The following is a 16611-nucleotide window of genomic DNA, read 5'->3' on the forward strand; positions in this document are numbered from 1 at the left end:
ACTTGAATAAGCTTCAGGTACTGATCGTTGACGATGAATGGAACATGCGGAATTTAATTCGGATTTATTTAACAAGAGAAGGAATAACGACTAGAGAAGCGTCAACGGGGCATGAGGCACTCACTTTGCTGAAACAACAGAACTTTGATCTAATCCTGCTGGATGTGATGATGCCAGATATGGATGGCTGGCAGGTCTGTAAAGCCGTTAGAGAGGTAAGCTCTGTCCCCGTTCTAATGCTAACAGCTCGCTCGGAAACTAAGGACAAGGTTCGTGGCCTCGGCATAGGAGCGGATGACTATCTCACCAAACCGTTCGAGCCAGAGGAATTAGTGGCAAGAATTTATTCTTTGGTACGGCGTTCAATGCTTACATCGACCCAACAACCTCTGAAAAAAGTTCTGAGCTACCCTGAGCTAGCGATTTACCCGGATGCTCGTGAGGTACATATTCTGGATACAGCCGTTGAGTTTACACTCAAGGAATTTGATCTGCTAACGGCCTTGGCGCAAAATGCGCACCGTGTCTTTACGAGAGAAGAACTAGTAGAGCGTTTATGGGGCAATGATTATGAGGGTGAAAACCGTGTCATCGACACACATATTAAGAATATTCGCGAGAAATTACATAAGGCGGGTCTGTCTTATAATCCTGTTCAAACGGTATGGGGATTAGGCTATAAATTTGAGATCCCAGGTAATCATCTATGAAGAATAATATTATCGGACTGAAGCTCGGGTCAGTTATTATGTCTGTTTTTTTAGTTGTTTTGCTTATTCTTGGGATAACGATAGACCGAATGTTTACCAGTTTTTATTACAACGAGATGCAAAAAGAAACTGAGGAACTAACCTTGCATTTTATCGGAATGGCTGAATCGCCGGATAGTTCAAACGAGCAGATGATGAGTACTTTTGCAGAGTTTTCGGACGTGAGTATATTTAATATTTCAAAAGACGGTAGTGTCATTCTCCATTCGGGTGTTCATGACCGCGCAGATCGTTCATTCATAAATGCTTCGGATATTAGTCGGATATTTGCCGGAAAAAGTGTGAATTTTGAGTATACAGATCCTACTGGACACAGATATTTCATCACTGGAAAACCAATTTCAAATGGTCAAACCATCCAGTCTGCACTATATGTAATGTCCTCTACAGAGAACATGAAGCAATCCTTGGCTTCTATCCGTAACCTACTGTTGCTCGCAGGAATTGGGGCCTTTATATTGGCACTAGGAATTACGGGAATAATTAGTTTGTTGTTATCCAGGCCGCTGATCAAGATGCAGAAGGCGACTAGAAAAATTGCTGCCGGTGAATTGGAAACGAGACTTTCCATACGTAGTAACGATGAAATCGGATTTTTGGCAGGAGCTATTAACGACCTTGCTATAGATCTGCAAAGATACAGGGATACGCGTCAGGAATTTTTAGCCAACATCTCTCATGAACTGCGGACACCCATCACCTATTTGAAAGGGTATACCAAGGTCGTAAAGGATGGACTCTATGAGAACGAAGGGGAACGGGATCTGTATTTGGATATTATTCACGAGGAAGCGCATCGGCTTGAGCATCTGGTAGAAGATTTATTTGAACTGGCAAAGATGGAAGAAGGCAAGATCTCACTTACGCTGGACTGGATAGATCTTAAGCACATGGCAGAACAAGCGGTACGCAGAGTGGAATTGAAAGCCAAAGAAAAGGGACTTCAGCTGAAGATTATGTATCATGGAGTTTCGTATAGGGTTCGTGGAGATGAAAAGCGTATGGAACAGATTATGATGAATCTTCTGGAGAATGCGATCCGTTATACGGATGAAGGTGAGATTACTGTCCATGTAGATGAGGATGTCGACGGAGATACCGTTTTATTTATTGTAGAGGATACCGGAATAGGTATTCCTGAGGAAGAACTACCCTATGTCTTTGAACGCTTCTACAGAGTTGAGAAATCACGATCCAGGCAATATGGTGGTACAGGTCTTGGACTATCAATTGTTAAAAAGCTTGTAGAATTACACGGCGGTAAGATTCGAATTACAAGTCAGCCTGGAGTTGGAACCCGATGCGAGGTGCGGCTGCCTAGATTAACAAAATCCCAAAAATAATAGCCAAAAGAGACTTTGCGTATGTACGCGAAGTCTCTTTTTACTTGATGTCAACTAACGCTATTTTGCTGGCTCAAGCTCTTCAAGTGCCCACTCGCAAAATTGTATAGAGCTCTCCATATCGAGCACTCGTTTCCGAATGAGTAAATAGCGTCCAAAAGTCGTTGCTTTTAATTCACGAGTCTCACCTCGTTCATCACGTAAGACTTCGTTAGCTTTCAGCAAGACCTTGTATCGTTCTAGCTCACTTTCACAAAATTCCGCTCGTTTTTGTAGAAGTTCTTTTGCCTCCTCGGGTTTGGAGAGCCATAGACTATACAGCTTAAAATGTAGCTCGTCCCGTAGAACTGGAGGCTCCGCTGGAGTCTCCACCCATTTCCGCAATTGCTCAAGTCCTGCTTCCGTAATGGAGTATTCCTTTTTATCCGGCTTGTCCGACTGTTCAATGAGCTGATATGAAATGTAACCTTGCTGCTCCATGCTCATTAGAAGAGGGTAGATTTGACTATGTCCTGCTCGCCATAACGGTTTGATATTCTGTGTTAATTCATATCCAGACAACGAGTTAGCACTAAGTAAAGTAAGAAGTCCATAAGACAGTGTATTCATTACTCTGAAGCCCTCCAGTTATTATATATCCGTTATTATTGTGATTTTTAGGCATATGTCATCATTGACATATATTCAATATGATTATAACATTATTTAAGTTAAATTATATATGTAAAAGTAGACATATAAAAAAGATAAGGAGGGGTAGCGTGGACGTTAAACAAGAAAGTAAAATTCATTTTTGGCCTATAATGATTGCCATATTCTTCGGTAACTTCGTCTCTGTCTTAAGTACAACGACCATCAACATAGCTGTTCCTCTTTTAATGAATCATTTCCATTCGAACCTGAACACTATGCAATGGATGGTTACAGGTTTTATGCTAGCAACGGGAGTAACTGCACCACTTGCCGGATATCTGGGAGGCAGATTCAGCTATAAGCGACTGTATCTATTCGCTTTGATGGGATTCACCATGTTCTCCTTACTCTGTGCAGTAGCTTGGAATCCAACCTCTCTGATTGTATTTCGAATGCTTCAGGGCTCTTGCAGCGGGCTGATTATGGCCTGTACGATGACGATTATATTCCAAGTGATTCCAGCTGAACGCAGACCTTTCGCCGTGAGCCTATGGTCCCTATCCGCGATGGTAGCCCCAGCCATAGGTCCGACATTTAGCGGATGGTTACTTCAGTATGCTAGCTGGCACTGGTTATTTTTAATTAACATTCCCATTGGGATCATTGCTATTATTCTAACTGTAACGTTAATTCCATACTATCGAATGAATGTTCCGAAATCATTTGATATTCCTGGCTTCCTAACTGTTGTACTGGGCAGCTTATCTTTATTAACCGCATTTAGCCAAGGCAATAGCTGGGGATGGAGCTCATGGAAGACCCTATCCTTAATACTTGTGGGGATCGTACTTTTAGTTTTCTTCGTCTTGCACGAGCTGAAGGCGGAAGTACCACTGCTGAATCTGCGGGTCTTTCGAAATCGGCGCTTTACTGCCATGCTTAGTATCTATAGTTTGGTGACGATAGCAATGTATGCTGGAACTTACTTAACTCCATTGTTCTTACAAACGGTAGAAGGAGCAACAACACTTAAAACGGGGCTTATCTTATTGCCATCTTCGATTCTTCTGGCTTTACTTAGTCCAATCGTGGGTAAGATGTATCCAAAGTTTGGGCCTGTGAAGTTAATTTCTGCTGGTATTTTATTTATTTTCATCGGTTTATTCATGATGAGCCGGCTGCATACAAATGTTTCTTACAGCTTCATTATGTGGGCAATGGTTGTTCGGAATTTAGGTATTGGATTAGCTAACGTTCCGAGTAGCACAGCGTCTATGGAGGAAATTCCAGTCGAATGGTCAGGTCATGCCACATCGATCAACAACTGGGTTCGGAATGTGTTAAGCTCACTTGGGATTGCGGTGTTCACTTCTATTTTGTCCACAAGATCCTTACTGCACTCTAAAGAATTGATCAGTTCAGGTGCAGGTAATGCAGATTCGATAAGATTATTATCGTTCACTATGGGTGTCAATGATGTATTCGTAGTCGGCTCTATCATCGTGTTGTTTGGATTACCACTTATGTTTTTATTGCGCAAGAAGCGTAGTGTGATTTCTGTTCAAAGTGCGGGATAACCTTCGCATCACATTAGAAAAGCAGACCAAGGGCTTAGCCTTGATCTGCTTTTTTTATATGTTAAGTTAGTGCATCATGTCGCCCATTCCACCCATGCTGTCCACAATTTCCGGATTGATCATCCCGAATATCATCGCGATATGTGCTACAACCAAGAATCCACTGATGAGTATAAAATGGAGCTTCATTTTCTGTTCATCTGTTCGTTTACGAGCGATCAGACCAAGATCTAACAAAGCTAGCGGTAATAAGAAAAGCACTCCGCTCAAATAGAAGCCTACGGCTACCACGTCAACCCATGTGTGCCACTCACCATTCACTGACAAAGGGATGAATGCGGTAGGAAACAAGTAGAGGAATACCCCTGTGAAGTACAACCCGGCCAGAATGCTACAGATTTTGTTAAAGGTCCGTAAAGAGCCTTTTAGATTTTTGGTGAACAAAATAATAAACTCTGTAACGGTGATCGTCTCAGCAAAAATCACAGGGATCGCCATAAATAAAATCAAGTTCCAAGGCTGATTATCCGCTAGCAAAGACATATAATGGGTCATGTTCATAAAATACTCCTCCGATATATAAAAATAACTTTCGTACTGATCGTATTCGAGAAGTATGTGGAAAGTATGTAGAAACGAAGGTATTATAAATACATCCATTAATATCAATTGAGGGGAGCAAGACAGCAGTGGGAAGAGGACTACAAAGTGTTTTATTTGATTTGGATGGTACATTAACGGACCCTAAAGAAGGCATAACAAAAAGCGTAGAATACGCATTGAACAAATTTGATATTCAGATCGAGCATTTGGATAAACTTCTTCCTTACATAGGCCCACCTCTTTATGATTCATTTATCGAGCTGCATCAGTTCTCAGAGGAACAAGCGCAACAAGCAGTTGTATTCTACCGTGAGCGTTACAGCACCGTTGGAATGCTTGAGAATATGGTGATTGAAGGTATACCGCAACTACTGGAAGACCTCAAGAATAAAGGATTTTCATTGTATGTAGCTACCTCCAAGCCTACTGTTTTTGCAGAACAAATTCTTGAGCATTATAAACTAGATCATTATTTTGAGCATATCGGTGGTAGTAATCTAGATGGCACCCGTTCTAAAAAGAAAGATGTGATACAGTACGTACTCGATCAGAATGCTATTCTTCCGGAGGAAGCTGTGATGATTGGGGACCGAGAGCATGATATTATCGGTGCTATAGGTTGTGGAGTAGAATCTATTGGTGTGACGTTTGGTTACGGACCTAAAGAAGAACTGGAGAATGCTGGGGCAGATCATATCGCTTATCGAGTAGAAGAAATTGCGGATATCATCCAACATATATCATTAAGAGAGCGGTGTGCGAAATGATCCAACCTCGTAATTCAATCTTGGAGGGCAATACAGTCAAGCTGGTTCCAATGGATGACAGCCATGTAGAAGGGCTAGCGAGAGTATTAAGAAATCCAAACATCTGGGAATTTACTTGGCGAAAAATAACGTCGGACGAGCAGGTACAGGATTTAATCACAACCGCATTCGCAAATCAAAACAATGAATCGCAAATTCCCTTCGTCATCATTGAAAAAGCTACTGGACAAATCGTCGGTACCACTCGAATCATGCATCCGGATTTGGTTCATCGCAATGCTGAAATCGGATGTACGTGGATCTCACCTGAATATTGGAGAACGAGTGTGAATACCCAGGCTAAGTCATTACTGCTTCACTATTGTTTTGAAGAGCTAAAGTTGATTCGTGTAGAGTTTACAGTGGTGAAGACTAACTTGAGGTCACAAAGAGCGGTAGAACGATTAGGGGCTGTAAAAGAAGGGGTTCTACGCCAGCATAGAATTAGATCTGATGGTTCGATTCATGATAATGTTGTCTTTAGTATTTTGGATAAAGAATGGCCATCGGTAAAAGAGAATCTGCACTATTTATTAAATGAGAAGTACTCATAATTGTATAAAAGAAGCCAAGAGTCCCTCTCTTATCGAGAAGGACTCTTGCTCTATAGATCAGCCACTTGGCTGCTTATGGTTATTGTTTAGGACTTACAAGAATTTTCACTTGATTTTTTTCCTTCAAAAGCGCCTCGAACCCATGTTCAATCACTTCGTTCAATTTGATTCTTTTAGTCACCAGTTTGTCTGCAGGGAAGTAACCTTGTTCCATGAGACTAATTACTGCTGGGAATACATCACGGTATCCGATGATACCAGTTAAATTACGTTCTTTAAGTACGATGTTGTTTGGAGTAATCGTAGCATCTTTTTCAAAAATACTAACGATCATGATTTGACCACTTAATTTAGTGGAATTGATAGCTTGTGTTAGAACGGGAGGGACACCTGTGACTTCAAAAGCAACATCCACGCCGTCATCGGTACGTTTTTGAATTTCTTCAACCACATCATATTGTTTAGGATCGATTACAATACCACCAAGTTCCTCAGCTTTGCTCTTACGTTCTTCAGAGAGTTCAACAACATAAATTTCAGCTGCACCGGAAGCTTTCAAAGCTTCAATCACAAGCAAACCGATAGGACCAGCGCCAAATACTACAGCCTTATCTCCGACCTTCAATTGACTGGAACGAACAGCATGCAGAGCAACTGCAGAAGGTTCTACTAGAGCGCCTTGCTCATAGGACAAGCTGTCAGGAATTTTGTGCACCATATGTTGGTCTGCTGCAACGTATTCTGAGAATCCACCGCCGCCTCCAGCCAAACCTAGGAAGCCCATTTTTTCACAAAGATTGTATTTGCCTTGTCGACAAGCTACACATTCACCACATGCAAAAACTGGTTCAACGACAACTCGATCACCAACATTAAACTTGCTAACGCCTTGACCTACTTCAACGATTTGTCCAGAGAATTCATGTCCCATTACGACTGGCGCTTTTTCACCAGTAAGGGGATGATCTGTACCTTGGGGAATGAAAATAGGACCGGCTACATATTCGTGAAGATCGGTGCCACAAATCCCGCACCATTCTATTTTGATTTTCACTTTTCCTTCAAGTGCTGCTGGTTCTTCAATCGTTTCTAACCGTAGATCTTTGACGTTATGCCATCTTAATGCTTGCATATCATTCATCTCCTAGATTAATTAATTGATAATAAATAGTGTTTTTCTCCTAGAAAAGAGGAAACGTTTCCGAGAACAAATATGTCACATAATTTTCATATTGTCAAATTTAAATACTAAAATATTAATATCGAAAATTAGTGAAAAATTTCACCTAAACTTAGCAATAGCAGGCATATATAGACTGTGTCATACTTGCTATCAGTGCTTTTATAAGTACATATATGTTATAATAAATACATTGGAAACACGGCTTGAATGAGACGGATAGTTTTAATAATAGCTATGATTACGGAAACGATTCCGAAAATGAGGGGACTATCAACTTGGCTAATAAAAACAAAGTAACCATAGAGGATGTAGCGAAACGAGCGGGAGTAGGTATTGCTACTGTTTCAAGAGCGATTAATAATTCGGAGGGAATTAGTTCCAAGACTAAGGCATTAGTACTACAAGTGATTGAGGAGATGGGTTTTACACCTAATACCTCTGCACAAAGTCTGAAAATTCGCCAAACGAAGCAAATCGCTCTGGCCGTTCCCGACATTCGAAATGCCATTATTCCAGATATCGCCTGGTCCGTGGAGCAAGCAGCTAAACAGGACGGCTATCGAGTCATTCAGATTAATACTTCCGGAAATCCGCGGACAGAGCTCGAAACGATTCGCGAGATCAAGAAATTACATGTTGATGGACTCATTATCATGCCTCTTGCTTATCCCAAGACTATGGTAGAGCTAATTAATAAATCGAGTGTTCCTGTCTCCATCATTAACTACGGGAAACGCATTACAGAGAATGTGAAAGCGGATGTCGTAAGCCTGTCGCGTTTTGAGGGCCAGCTAATCATGGAACATCTAAGCAATATTGGCCGAACTAGAATTGCTTACGCAGGAGCTCAGAAGGATCTCATTGAAGATCGTTATCTTGCCTATCAGCAGGCGTTAAATCAAGTGGATATTTCTTTGGTTTATTTTGGAGAGGATTTCTCCTTGCAAACGGGGGTACAAGCTGCAGATTATTTCTATAGCCTGACCCATATGCCAGATGCAATATATGCTGTAAATGACATGGTTGCTATAGGGATTGTAAACCGATTTAAAGAGTTAGGCGTTCGTGTTCCTGAGGATGTGGCAGTGGTAGGGGTGGATAATAACGCATGGACAACCATTACAAGTCCGCAGATTAGTTCGGTCTCGATCATGGGCAATGAAGTCGCCCGATTGGCTACTCAGCTTCTGTTGCAACGCATTCAGGATAATATTACGGGCGACTACCAAAGAGTACAGCTTGATCCGCGTTTAATTGTGCGAGAGTCTAGTGTTTCGGTTAAGCGTAGTACGACAGGTTGAAAATCCTCTAAATCCTGTTAGACTTAATACTAAGTAAGTTGATGGGGGAATATGAAATGAGGAGATTATTATGGCTAATATATATAAAAGCGTAACAGATTTGATTGGTAATACACCGTTATTGGAAATTTCGAAATATAGTAAATCTCAGAACGTTGAAGCAAAAATCCTTGCCAAGTTAGAGTCTTTTAATCCTGGAGGTAGCGTCAAGGATCGTATAGGTTATGCGATGATCAAAGATGCTGAGGATAAAGGCTTAATTCACAAAGATTCTGTAATTATTGAGCCAACAAGTGGCAATACCGGCATTGGCCTTGCAATGGCTGCTACTAGCCTTGGCTACTCGTTGATTATTGTACTTCCGGATACATTCAGTATTGAACGCCGTAAGGTGATGGCTGCACTAGGTGCTAAGCTTGTATTAACACCTGGAGCTGAAGGAATGAGCGGTGCTCTGAAAAAGGCGGAGGAATTGGCAGCAGAAATTCCAAATGCATTCATTCCACAACAGTTCAGCAACCCAGCTAACCCTGAAATTCACAGAACGACAACTGCAGAGGAAATTTGGCGGGATACTGATGGAAATGTAGATATTTTTATTGCGGGTGTTGGTTCTGGAGGCACCATATCAGGGGTTGGGGAAGCTTTGAAGGCTAAGAACCCTTTGGTACAGATCGTCGCTATCGAACCGTTTGATTCACCGGTATTATCTGGTGGCCGGCCTAGTGCGCATGGAATTCAGGGGATTGGGGCTAACTTCATTCCGGAGATTTACAATAAAGAGGTTGTTGATGAGATTTTTCAGGTGAAGAATAAAGACGCATTTAATGTAGCGCGTGAAATTGCCAAGACCGAGGGATTACTTGTAGGGATCTCGTCTGGCGCCGCGGTATATACAGCTACACAAATTGCTAAACGTCCAGAAAATAAAGGGAAGACGATTGTGGTGATTTTGCCGGATACTGGTGAACGTTATTTAACAACTACTCTGTTTGACTTTAACGATAGATTGGTTTGACCTAAGATAATACAGAAGAAGTGGCTAGAATTAACGAATTGAATCAAACCCATCGGATGAGTGCAGATCCGGAGTATTTAAATTTCTAGCACTGAGGTTAATACAAACAAGGAGGCTCAGCGGAATGCTGAGTCTTTTTGTGTATTTAGTAATTAAAGAGTGATCAATTCAGCCCCTTATTTTACCAATGGCTATGGTACAATATAGCATAAATCGTAGTAGTTCTAAAAAAGGAGTATGAAACGTGTGAATGTGTTCAAAAAAGTTAGAAATAATTATGTGATTTGGCATGCAAATCGTATTCAGTTACTGGATTTTCCTTCAAGTCCTGTCGTTAGAAAGAAAGTGGTTTTCTCAGGTAGAGTTCAAAACGTAGGATTCCGCTTGGAAATATATACGATTGCTGAAAGAATGAAATTAACGGGTAGGGTACAAAATTTAAACGACGGAAGTGTAGAGGTAGAAGTACAAGGAGAAGAGCAGCGAATCTCTTTTCTAGTCCATTGCATGAAATCATTGAAACGGGCATCTGTAAAGAAAGTAACTATGAGTGATCTGCCTCTTAATGAGAGTGAGAAAGATTTTACGATAGTAAAATAAGTACATATGGATTAGTAGAATTAAGAAGTGGATTGTTTTTTTGGATTAGGAAGATAGAGGAAAAAATATGAATAGATTAATTAATTGGGACTATAGTTTCTCAGTTCATTCTTCGCTGTGTAATACACAGAATAGAATAAAATGGAACTATTGCTTAAGCCATGCGTAACCGATAAATAAAAGAGATTATGATAGAGCAGGAGGTACATATGAACTACAGAATTTTCAGGAAAATGCTTCTTACCACACTTGCCACCCTGATGTTAAGTGTTTTGCTTCTTCCGGTTTTAACTTCAGCCAAGACAGCTGTACCTAAGCATACTGGGTCATTTTATGTGAATGATTTTGCGAATGTGATCGACGAGAAAGCTGAGAATTACATGGTGAATTATGGAATTCGATTACATCAGGATACGGGCGCTCAAGTCGTATTGGTGACAGTCAATACTACAAATGGAGTTTCGATGGAAGAGTATGCAACCTCGCTATTCAATAGCTGGGGCGTAGGCTCTGCGGATAAGAATAACGGGCTTTTGCTACTGCTTTCTATAAAAGATGATGACTACTGGGCGGTACAAGGTAAGGGTATTGAGGACACGTTGCCTAACAGTAAGATTAAAGATATTCTCTCTCAATATCTTGAGCCGGATTTTGCAGCTAAAACTTATAGTAACGGTGCACGTAAAACTTATGGCGCTTTTATTCAAGCCATGGGTGGGACCTGGGTGGAAAATATCGGCACCAAAAACTATGTATCCGATAATGCCGGTGTACTCAAAAAAGTAACAAAGGATTATTTGAACGAATCTAGCAACAGATATAAAACTACAACTGGCAGCGGGATTTATGTGGTTACTGTAAAGAACGCAGGAGATAAAACACTTCAGGATTATACCTACATGAAGTTTGCCTCCGTTGCTGCTGGCCCTAAGGATGTTATGCTCGTGCTAGACATAGGTGGAGACAACTATCATGTTCTGCAAGGGAAGGACATCGACAAGGTTCTAACTAATGATGCAATCAGCAATATTTTGGATACTGTACTTGAGCCCCAATTTGTGAAAAAAGATTACGGAACGGGAGCTACGGCAACTTCTAATGCTTTGTACAGCTTCTTATTAGCTAGAGCGGATCAATCCGTTGGAGCGACGGGAAATAGTGGAGGCACTACAGCCGCCAATTCTTCCTCAACAACCACTTCAGCAAAGGAGACTAGTGTTAGTGTAGGTAAAGGTCTTCTAATTTACTTATTGATATTTGCTCCGCTCATACTGTTCGGATATGGTCTTTCACGACGCAATAAATATATTGAAATGTATGGCTTGCCATTTAATCCGTATAGCCCAAGAAATATTCGTCGGTATGGGAATTGGTACGGTCAAGCGGATTACGGTTATGGTAGACGTTGGCACAGACGTTATAATAATCACCATCATAATCACCACCATCATCATAGAAACACACCATCCAATAACTCACAGTCAAGCTTCTGGGGAAACAGTGGTGGAGGCGGATCTACTAGAGGTGGCGGAGCAGGACGATATTCCTCAAGCAACGAGAATCGTGGGGGCGGAGGCTCGAGTAGTGGCGGAGGTGCAGGTAGACATTCTTCTAGCTCTTCCAGCTCTTCCAGCAGCAACTACTCTAACAATGATAGTGGCTCTTCCGGTGGAGGAGGTTATTCCGGCGGTGGTGGCTCATCAGGTGGTGGAGGTAGCGCCAGCAGTGGTGGCGGAGCGGGTAGACACTAAAAAGGTTGAAGATGAGCAGGTTTCCGGGTTATCCGAAACCTGCTTGTTTTGTTTTAGAGGTTACTTATTTGTTTTAGGTTGTTACTTAATAGTAACTTTTCATAAAATTTATCGTCTATGATAAAGTTAGACATTTATTTTCAAATTCCGAAATAGTCAGGGAGGAAAAAGAAGTGAGCACTTCATCATTACCTCAACGTTCCACCGTACGCAAAAAGAAGCCAACAAAAAAACGTAAGAAACGGAGCTTTTTCCGAACACTATCCAAAGTGTTTTTATTCTGCTTAATTTTGTTGATTGCTGGGGGCGGTTGGTTTTACTTTGCACCTTCGGCTAAAAATCTGCGCTATTCAATTGCTGATACACTGATTACAACACAGCACCGCTACATGGCTAAATATATTATTGGTGAGGACGGATTAAAGAACAGAGTGACTGAATATAGCGCCCAATTTGAAGAGATGGGGGTCGAAAAGGACACACATACCATCACTCCTGAACCTGAAGTAAAAGAGAAACCACTGGTCGAGATAGAAAATGTCTCAGGTACTGGATATTCAGGATATGTCATGATCGTTAATGATCCTACTAAAGTCCGTTTGGGAATTCCGGATAAAATAGGGTCAGGTGAGAAAGTAACTAGTATGGTGAAGCGCACAGGTGCTATCGCTGGAGTTAACGGTGGTGGATTCGCTGACCCCAACTGGAAAGGTAACGGATTTAAACCTATCGGTATTGTGATCTCACAAGGTAAGTTATATTACAACGGTCTCGGTGGCAAGAAATCCACGCAAATCGTAGGTCTTGATAAACAAGGGAAGATGGTTGCTGGAAATTATTCTTTAGACGAGATTAGTAAAATGGGTGTTCAGGAGGCAGTAACTTTTAGCCCTCGTTTAATCGTCAATGGAAAAGGATTGATTAAGAACGCGGCTGAAGGTTGGGGAATTGCACCAAGAACAGCGATGGGCCAGCGAGCTGACGGAGCGATTATATTTGTTGTTATTGATGGAAGACAACCTACTTATAGTATTGGGGCAAATCTATACGATGTGCAGCAAATCCTTCTTAAGCATGGAGCAGTGATTGCTGCCAATTTGGATGGGGGTTCTTCTACCGTACTGGTAAAAGACAACGAGATTATGAACAAGCCATCTTCTCAATATGGGGAACGATATTTACCTACGGCTTTTCTTGTGTTTGAGCACCCTGAGCAAGTCGATATGCCGAATATTTGGAAGGGACTTGACCCCTCCAAAATTGATGCTGCTAAGAAGCGTACACGCTAAAGCACTCTTAATACGTAAATAAGATAAGGATTATCTTGGATTGCCATATGAAAATATGCTACGATATCACCTAGCATGAAACAGAATACAGAACTAACAGGTCTGGAACAGGGGGAATAGGAGTGACGTTGCAACAACTCCGCTACGCTATCGAAATTGCAAATAGTGGCTCCATGAATGAGGCGGCGAAGAAGCTCTTTGTTTCTCAACCGAGCCTGTCCAATGCCATTAAAGAGTTAGAAAGTGAACTGGGGATTACGATTTTTGAGCGGACCAACCGTGGAATCAGTATTTCCGTTGAGGGAATGGAATTCCTGGGTTATGCCCGCCAAATTATTGAACAGACGGAGCTTATGGAGAATCGTTATACGGGGAAAAAGCGTAGTCCGATCTATTTTTCCATCTCTACGCAGCACTACGCCTTTGTGGTTGACGCCTTTGTAAATCTCATGAAGCACAATGATGTCTCAGAATACAACTTTAGCTTGAGAGAGACGCAAACCTACGAGATTATCGAAGATGTACGTACCTTGCGCAGTGATTTAGGAATTCTTTATATTAACGAGAGTAACTATAAGCATATGAATAAACTGTTTAGTGATGGCAATCTGAAATTCACACCACTTTTTAATACCGATCCGCATCTTTATGTTCGAACCGGACACCCGCTGGCTCATAAGGACGTCATTACACAGGATGATATTGTACCGTTCCCTTATATCACTTTTGAACAGGGTGAGAACAATTCACTGCACTTCTCAGAGGAAATGTTAAGCTTTTCACAAATTGAGAAGAATATTAAGGTGAATGACCGAGCGACACTGACCAATTTATTAATGGGTACGGATTGCTATACGGTAGGCACAGGAATTCTGGCGTCTGATCTAAATGGTGATGGACTGAAGACGATTCCTTTTGAGAGCAATGAAGTATTTACGGTTGGCTGGATAGCGCATAAAGATCGCAGACCGAGTGTAATGGCATCTAAGTATATCGAGATTTTGAATGACCTGGTTTCAGGAAGTTATTTTGATCTAAATCATTTTTTACTATAGCAGTAGGAGGATCGGTATGATTAGACCCGTAATTGGCACCCAGAGAAATGCTCCACCCTTTCGCTACGATATCGTTGGCAGCTTCTTACGAACGGATGAGATAAAAGCAGCCCGCCTCCAATATGACAATGGTGAAATCACGGGCAGTCAGCTTCATGAAATTGAGAATATTGAAATCGCCAAACTACTGGAACTGCAAAAAGAAGTGGGTTTATTGGCGGTCACAGACGGGGAATTTCGCCGTTCCTGGTGGCATCTCGATTTCTTTGTAGGGATTAAAGGAACTGAGAAGATTAACTTAAATCAAGGAAGAGCGGAAGCGGTTCAGCGCGCGGAATCTTTTCGAATCGTGGACCGGATTGCCTTTGAGGATCATCCAATGATCGACCAATTTATCGCTTTGAAACAAATGGCCGGAGACCGAATTCCGAAAATGACGATCCCTTCACCCGCTTTATTTCACTTTGTGGAGGACTTTAACGGGAATGAAGTTTACCCGGATCAAGAAACCCTATTCCAAGATATTATTGCTGTTTACCGAACTGCAATCCAAGCGTTCTATGATGCAGGCTGCCGTTACCTCCAATTAGACGATACAACTTGGGGAACGCTATGTAGTGGTAGACATCGGGCGCATTTACGAAGCAGAGGTACAGATCCAGATCAGTTGGCTAAGGATTATGTTAGGCTGATTAACGAGAGCATTGCCAATCGTCCAGATGATATGACGATCGCGCTTCACGTATGCCGAGGTAATTTCCGTTCCACATGGTTCGCAGCTGGTGGTTATGAGCCTGTGGCCGAAGAGCTTTTTTCGAATAGTAAAGTGGATGCTTTTTTCTTGGAGTATGATAATGAGCGGGCGGGCGATTTTGAACCCTTACGTTTTATTAAAGATCAATTTGTGGTATTAGGACTAGTAACTACGAAACATGGTGGTCTTGAGAGCAAGGAGCAGCTCAAAGCGCGTATTGAAGAAGCGGCACAATATGTTGATATTGAGAAGCTTTGCTTAAGTACTCAATGTGGATTTGCTTCAACCGAGGAAGGGAATATCCTAACCGAAGAAGAGCAGTGGGATAAAATACGTCTCGTAATTGAAACAGCCCAAGAGGTTTGGGTATAAATAAAATAAGTTTTTAGAAGGCTCCTGTTTGATTCAGGGGCCTTTTTTATGCGTGTATTGTGACAGCTTAGAGGATTAACCTACCAGCGCACTTTACTAGAGCTATTAATCAAGGGTATAATAAGTAACAATTGTTTTTAATTCATGTTGAAAGAGAGCGGGAACAATATGGGTCGTAAGTGGAATAATATTAAGGAAAAGAAAGCCTCCAAAGACGCTAACACAAGTCGCGTCTATGCAAAGTTTGGTGTTGAGATTTATGTAGCAGCCAAGAAAGGTGAACCCGATCCAGAAGCAAACCGGGCCTTGAAGGTTGTATTAGAACGTGCAAAAACTTACAATGTACCAAAAGCCATTATTGACCGCGCTATGGATAAAGCCAAAGGCAGCGGTGATGAGGATTATGAAGAGCTTCGTTACGAAGGATTTGGACCTAATGGTTCGATGATCATCGTCGATGCACTTACGAATAACGTTAACCGTACAGCGCCTTTGATCCGTTCTACATTTAGTAAGAATGGCGGGAATATGGGTGTCAGCGGATCTGTAGCCTACATGTTTGACTCAACCGCTGTTATCGGTGTGGAAGGTAAAACTGCAGATGAAGTGATTGAGATGATGTTTGATGCAGAACTAGATGTACGTGATGTACTGGAAGAGGATGAAGCGGTTATCGTGTATGCTGAACCTGATCAGTTCCATGCCGTACAAGAAGTGTTCAGGAATGCAGGAATCACTGAATTTACGGTTGCTGAGCTGAACATGCTTCCACAGAACTATGTAACACTTCCTGAAGATGCACAAGCTCAATTCGAAAAATTGATTGATGCCTTAGAAGATTTAGAAGATGTTCAACAAGTGTATCATAACGTAGATTCTGAGGACTAAGAATAACATATAACAAGGCGATGGAGTTCGCCACAACCGTCTCTTCAGACTAATGACTCCTACCAGAGTAAGCTTCACTGGTAGGAGTCTGTTTTGTTGCCAGAGACTAATTTA

16 protein-coding genes and 1 riboswitch are annotated in these 16611 nt (G+C 41.7%); of the genes, 13 read left to right on the forward strand and 3 right to left on the reverse strand.

Annotated features, from left to right (window positions below; translation table 11 throughout):
• The first annotated feature begins 2 nt into the window (after positions 1–2).
• Complete coding sequence (locus PAENI_RS04810; RefSeq protein ID WP_179086671.1) at positions 3–710, forward strand: response regulator transcription factor; 708 nt, start codon at positions 3–5, stop codon at positions 708–710.
• On the forward strand, positions 707–2113 hold the full coding sequence (locus tag PAENI_RS04815) for a sensor histidine kinase (RefSeq protein WP_149644418.1): 1407 nt from the start codon (positions 707–709) through the stop codon (positions 2111–2113). Before PAENI_RS04810 ends, PAENI_RS04815 begins: the two co-directional genes overlap by 4 nt.
• 60 nt (positions 2114–2173) lie before the next feature.
• Here PAENI_RS04815 and PAENI_RS04820 read toward each other — a convergent pair whose 3' ends face one another.
• Positions 2174–2722: a PadR family transcriptional regulator gene (locus PAENI_RS04820; protein ID WP_149644419.1), complete on the reverse strand. Its 549-nt coding sequence runs from the start codon at positions 2720–2722 to the stop codon at positions 2174–2176.
• Between the two features lie 152 nt (positions 2723–2874).
• On the opposite strand from PAENI_RS04820, the gene PAENI_RS04825 reads away from it, so the two are divergent.
• Positions 2875–4323 (forward strand): MDR family MFS transporter, encoded by a 1449-nt coding sequence (locus PAENI_RS04825; RefSeq protein WP_262495499.1) that lies wholly within the window; start codon positions 2875–2877, stop codon positions 4321–4323.
• A gap of 66 nt (positions 4324–4389) precedes the next feature.
• On the opposite strand, the gene PAENI_RS04830 is transcribed toward PAENI_RS04825, so the two are convergent.
• The gene (locus PAENI_RS04830) at positions 4390–4884 is read right to left on the reverse strand and encodes a DUF6803 family protein (protein WP_149644420.1); all 495 of its coding nucleotides are present in this window, start codon (positions 4882–4884) and stop codon (positions 4390–4392) included.
• A 128-nt stretch (positions 4885–5012) separates the two neighbouring features.
• On the opposite strand from PAENI_RS04830, the gene PAENI_RS04835 reads away from it, so the two are divergent.
• Positions 5013–5693: an HAD family hydrolase gene (locus PAENI_RS04835; protein WP_223178901.1), complete on the forward strand. Its 681-nt coding sequence runs from the start codon at positions 5013–5015 to the stop codon at positions 5691–5693.
• Between the two features lie 20 nt (positions 5694–5713).
• Complete coding sequence (locus PAENI_RS04840; RefSeq protein ID WP_262495500.1) at positions 5714–6286, forward strand: GNAT family N-acetyltransferase; 573 nt, start codon at positions 5714–5716, stop codon at positions 6284–6286.
• 79 nt (positions 6287–6365) lie between these two features.
• Here PAENI_RS04840 and PAENI_RS04845 read toward each other — a convergent pair whose 3' ends face one another.
• Positions 6366–7418, reverse strand: coding sequence for a 2,3-butanediol dehydrogenase (locus PAENI_RS04845; RefSeq protein ID WP_149644423.1), 1053 nt, complete (start codon positions 7416–7418; stop codon positions 6366–6368).
• A gap of 326 nt (positions 7419–7744) precedes the next feature.
• Here PAENI_RS04845 and PAENI_RS04850 point away from each other — a divergent pair, with 326 nt between their 5' ends.
• The 8 genes from PAENI_RS04850 to PAENI_RS04885 all read left to right on the forward strand — a co-directional run bounded on the left by PAENI_RS04850 (position 7745) and on the right by PAENI_RS04885 (position 16497).
• Entirely contained in the window at positions 7745–8770 is a 1026-nt protein-coding gene (locus tag PAENI_RS04850) for a LacI family DNA-binding transcriptional regulator (protein WP_149644424.1), read from the forward strand.
• A gap of 70 nt (positions 8771–8840) precedes the next feature.
• Positions 8841–9788, forward strand: coding sequence for a cysteine synthase A (cysK, locus tag PAENI_RS04855; RefSeq protein WP_149644425.1), 948 nt, complete (start codon positions 8841–8843; stop codon positions 9786–9788).
• A gap of 237 nt (positions 9789–10025) precedes the next feature.
• Positions 10026–10388: an acylphosphatase gene (locus PAENI_RS04860; RefSeq protein ID WP_262495501.1), complete on the forward strand. Its 363-nt coding sequence runs from the start codon at positions 10026–10028 to the stop codon at positions 10386–10388.
• 209 nt (positions 10389–10597) lie between these two features.
• Positions 10598–12139, forward strand: a complete 1542-nt coding sequence (locus PAENI_RS04865; RefSeq protein WP_188114474.1) for a TPM domain-containing protein — start codon at positions 10598–10600, stop codon at positions 12137–12139.
• A 173-nt stretch (positions 12140–12312) separates the two neighbouring features.
• Positions 12313–13428: a phosphodiester glycosidase family protein gene (locus PAENI_RS04870; RefSeq protein ID WP_149644427.1), complete on the forward strand. Its 1116-nt coding sequence runs from the start codon at positions 12313–12315 to the stop codon at positions 13426–13428.
• A 122-nt stretch (positions 13429–13550) separates the two neighbouring features.
• The gene (locus PAENI_RS04875) at positions 13551–14483 is read left to right on the forward strand and encodes a LysR family transcriptional regulator (RefSeq protein WP_042187960.1); all 933 of its coding nucleotides are present in this window, start codon (positions 13551–13553) and stop codon (positions 14481–14483) included.
• 16 nt (positions 14484–14499) lie between these two features.
• Positions 14500–15609: a 5-methyltetrahydropteroyltriglutamate--homocysteine S-methyltransferase gene (locus PAENI_RS04880; protein WP_149644428.1), complete on the forward strand. Its 1110-nt coding sequence runs from the start codon at positions 14500–14502 to the stop codon at positions 15607–15609.
• 168 nt (positions 15610–15777) lie between these two features.
• Positions 15778–16497 carry a YebC/PmpR family DNA-binding transcriptional regulator gene (locus PAENI_RS04885; RefSeq protein ID WP_149644429.1) on the forward strand — a complete coding sequence of 240 codons (720 nt, stop codon included), beginning with the start codon at positions 15778–15780 and terminating at the stop codon, positions 16495–16497.
• Positions 16498–16504: 7 nt separating this feature from the next.
• Positions 16505–16566, forward strand: a riboswitch (Fluoride riboswitch).
• The last annotated feature ends 45 nt before the right edge of the window (positions 16567–16611 follow it).

The organism is Paenibacillus sp. B2(2019) (assembly GCF_008370385.1).
In the GTDB taxonomy this organism is placed as follows: Bacteria; Bacillota; Bacilli; order Paenibacillales; family Paenibacillaceae; genus Paenibacillus_AQ.

What these genes read in the sequence shown, in the direction of transcription:
- PAENI_RS04820 (WP_149644419.1), bottom strand. Translation starts at nt 2,722, where the DNA reads ATGAATACACTGTCTTATGGACTTCTTACTTTACTTAGTGCTAACTCG.
- PAENI_RS04885 (WP_149644429.1), top strand. Translation starts at nt 15,778, where the DNA reads ATGGGTCGTAAGTGGAATAATATTAAGGAAAAGAAAGCCTCCAAAGAC.
- PAENI_RS04830 (WP_149644420.1), bottom strand. Translation starts at nt 4,884, where the DNA reads ATGAACATGACCCATTATATGTCTTTGCTAGCGGATAATCAGCCTTGG.
- PAENI_RS04815 (WP_149644418.1), top strand. Translation starts at nt 707, where the DNA reads ATGAAGAATAATATTATCGGACTGAAGCTCGGGTCAGTTATTATGTCT.
- PAENI_RS04880 (WP_149644428.1), top strand. Translation starts at nt 14,500, where the DNA reads ATGATTAGACCCGTAATTGGCACCCAGAGAAATGCTCCACCCTTTCGC.
- cysK (WP_149644425.1), top strand. Translation starts at nt 8,841, where the DNA reads ATGGCTAATATATATAAAAGCGTAACAGATTTGATTGGTAATACACCG.
- PAENI_RS04860 (WP_262495501.1), top strand. Translation starts at nt 10,026, where the DNA reads ATGAAACGTGTGAATGTGTTCAAAAAAGTTAGAAATAATTATGTGATT.
- PAENI_RS04845 (WP_149644423.1), bottom strand. Translation starts at nt 7,418, where the DNA reads ATGCAAGCATTAAGATGGCATAACGTCAAAGATCTACGGTTAGAAACG.
- PAENI_RS04865 (WP_188114474.1), top strand. Translation starts at nt 10,598, where the DNA reads ATGAACTACAGAATTTTCAGGAAAATGCTTCTTACCACACTTGCCACC.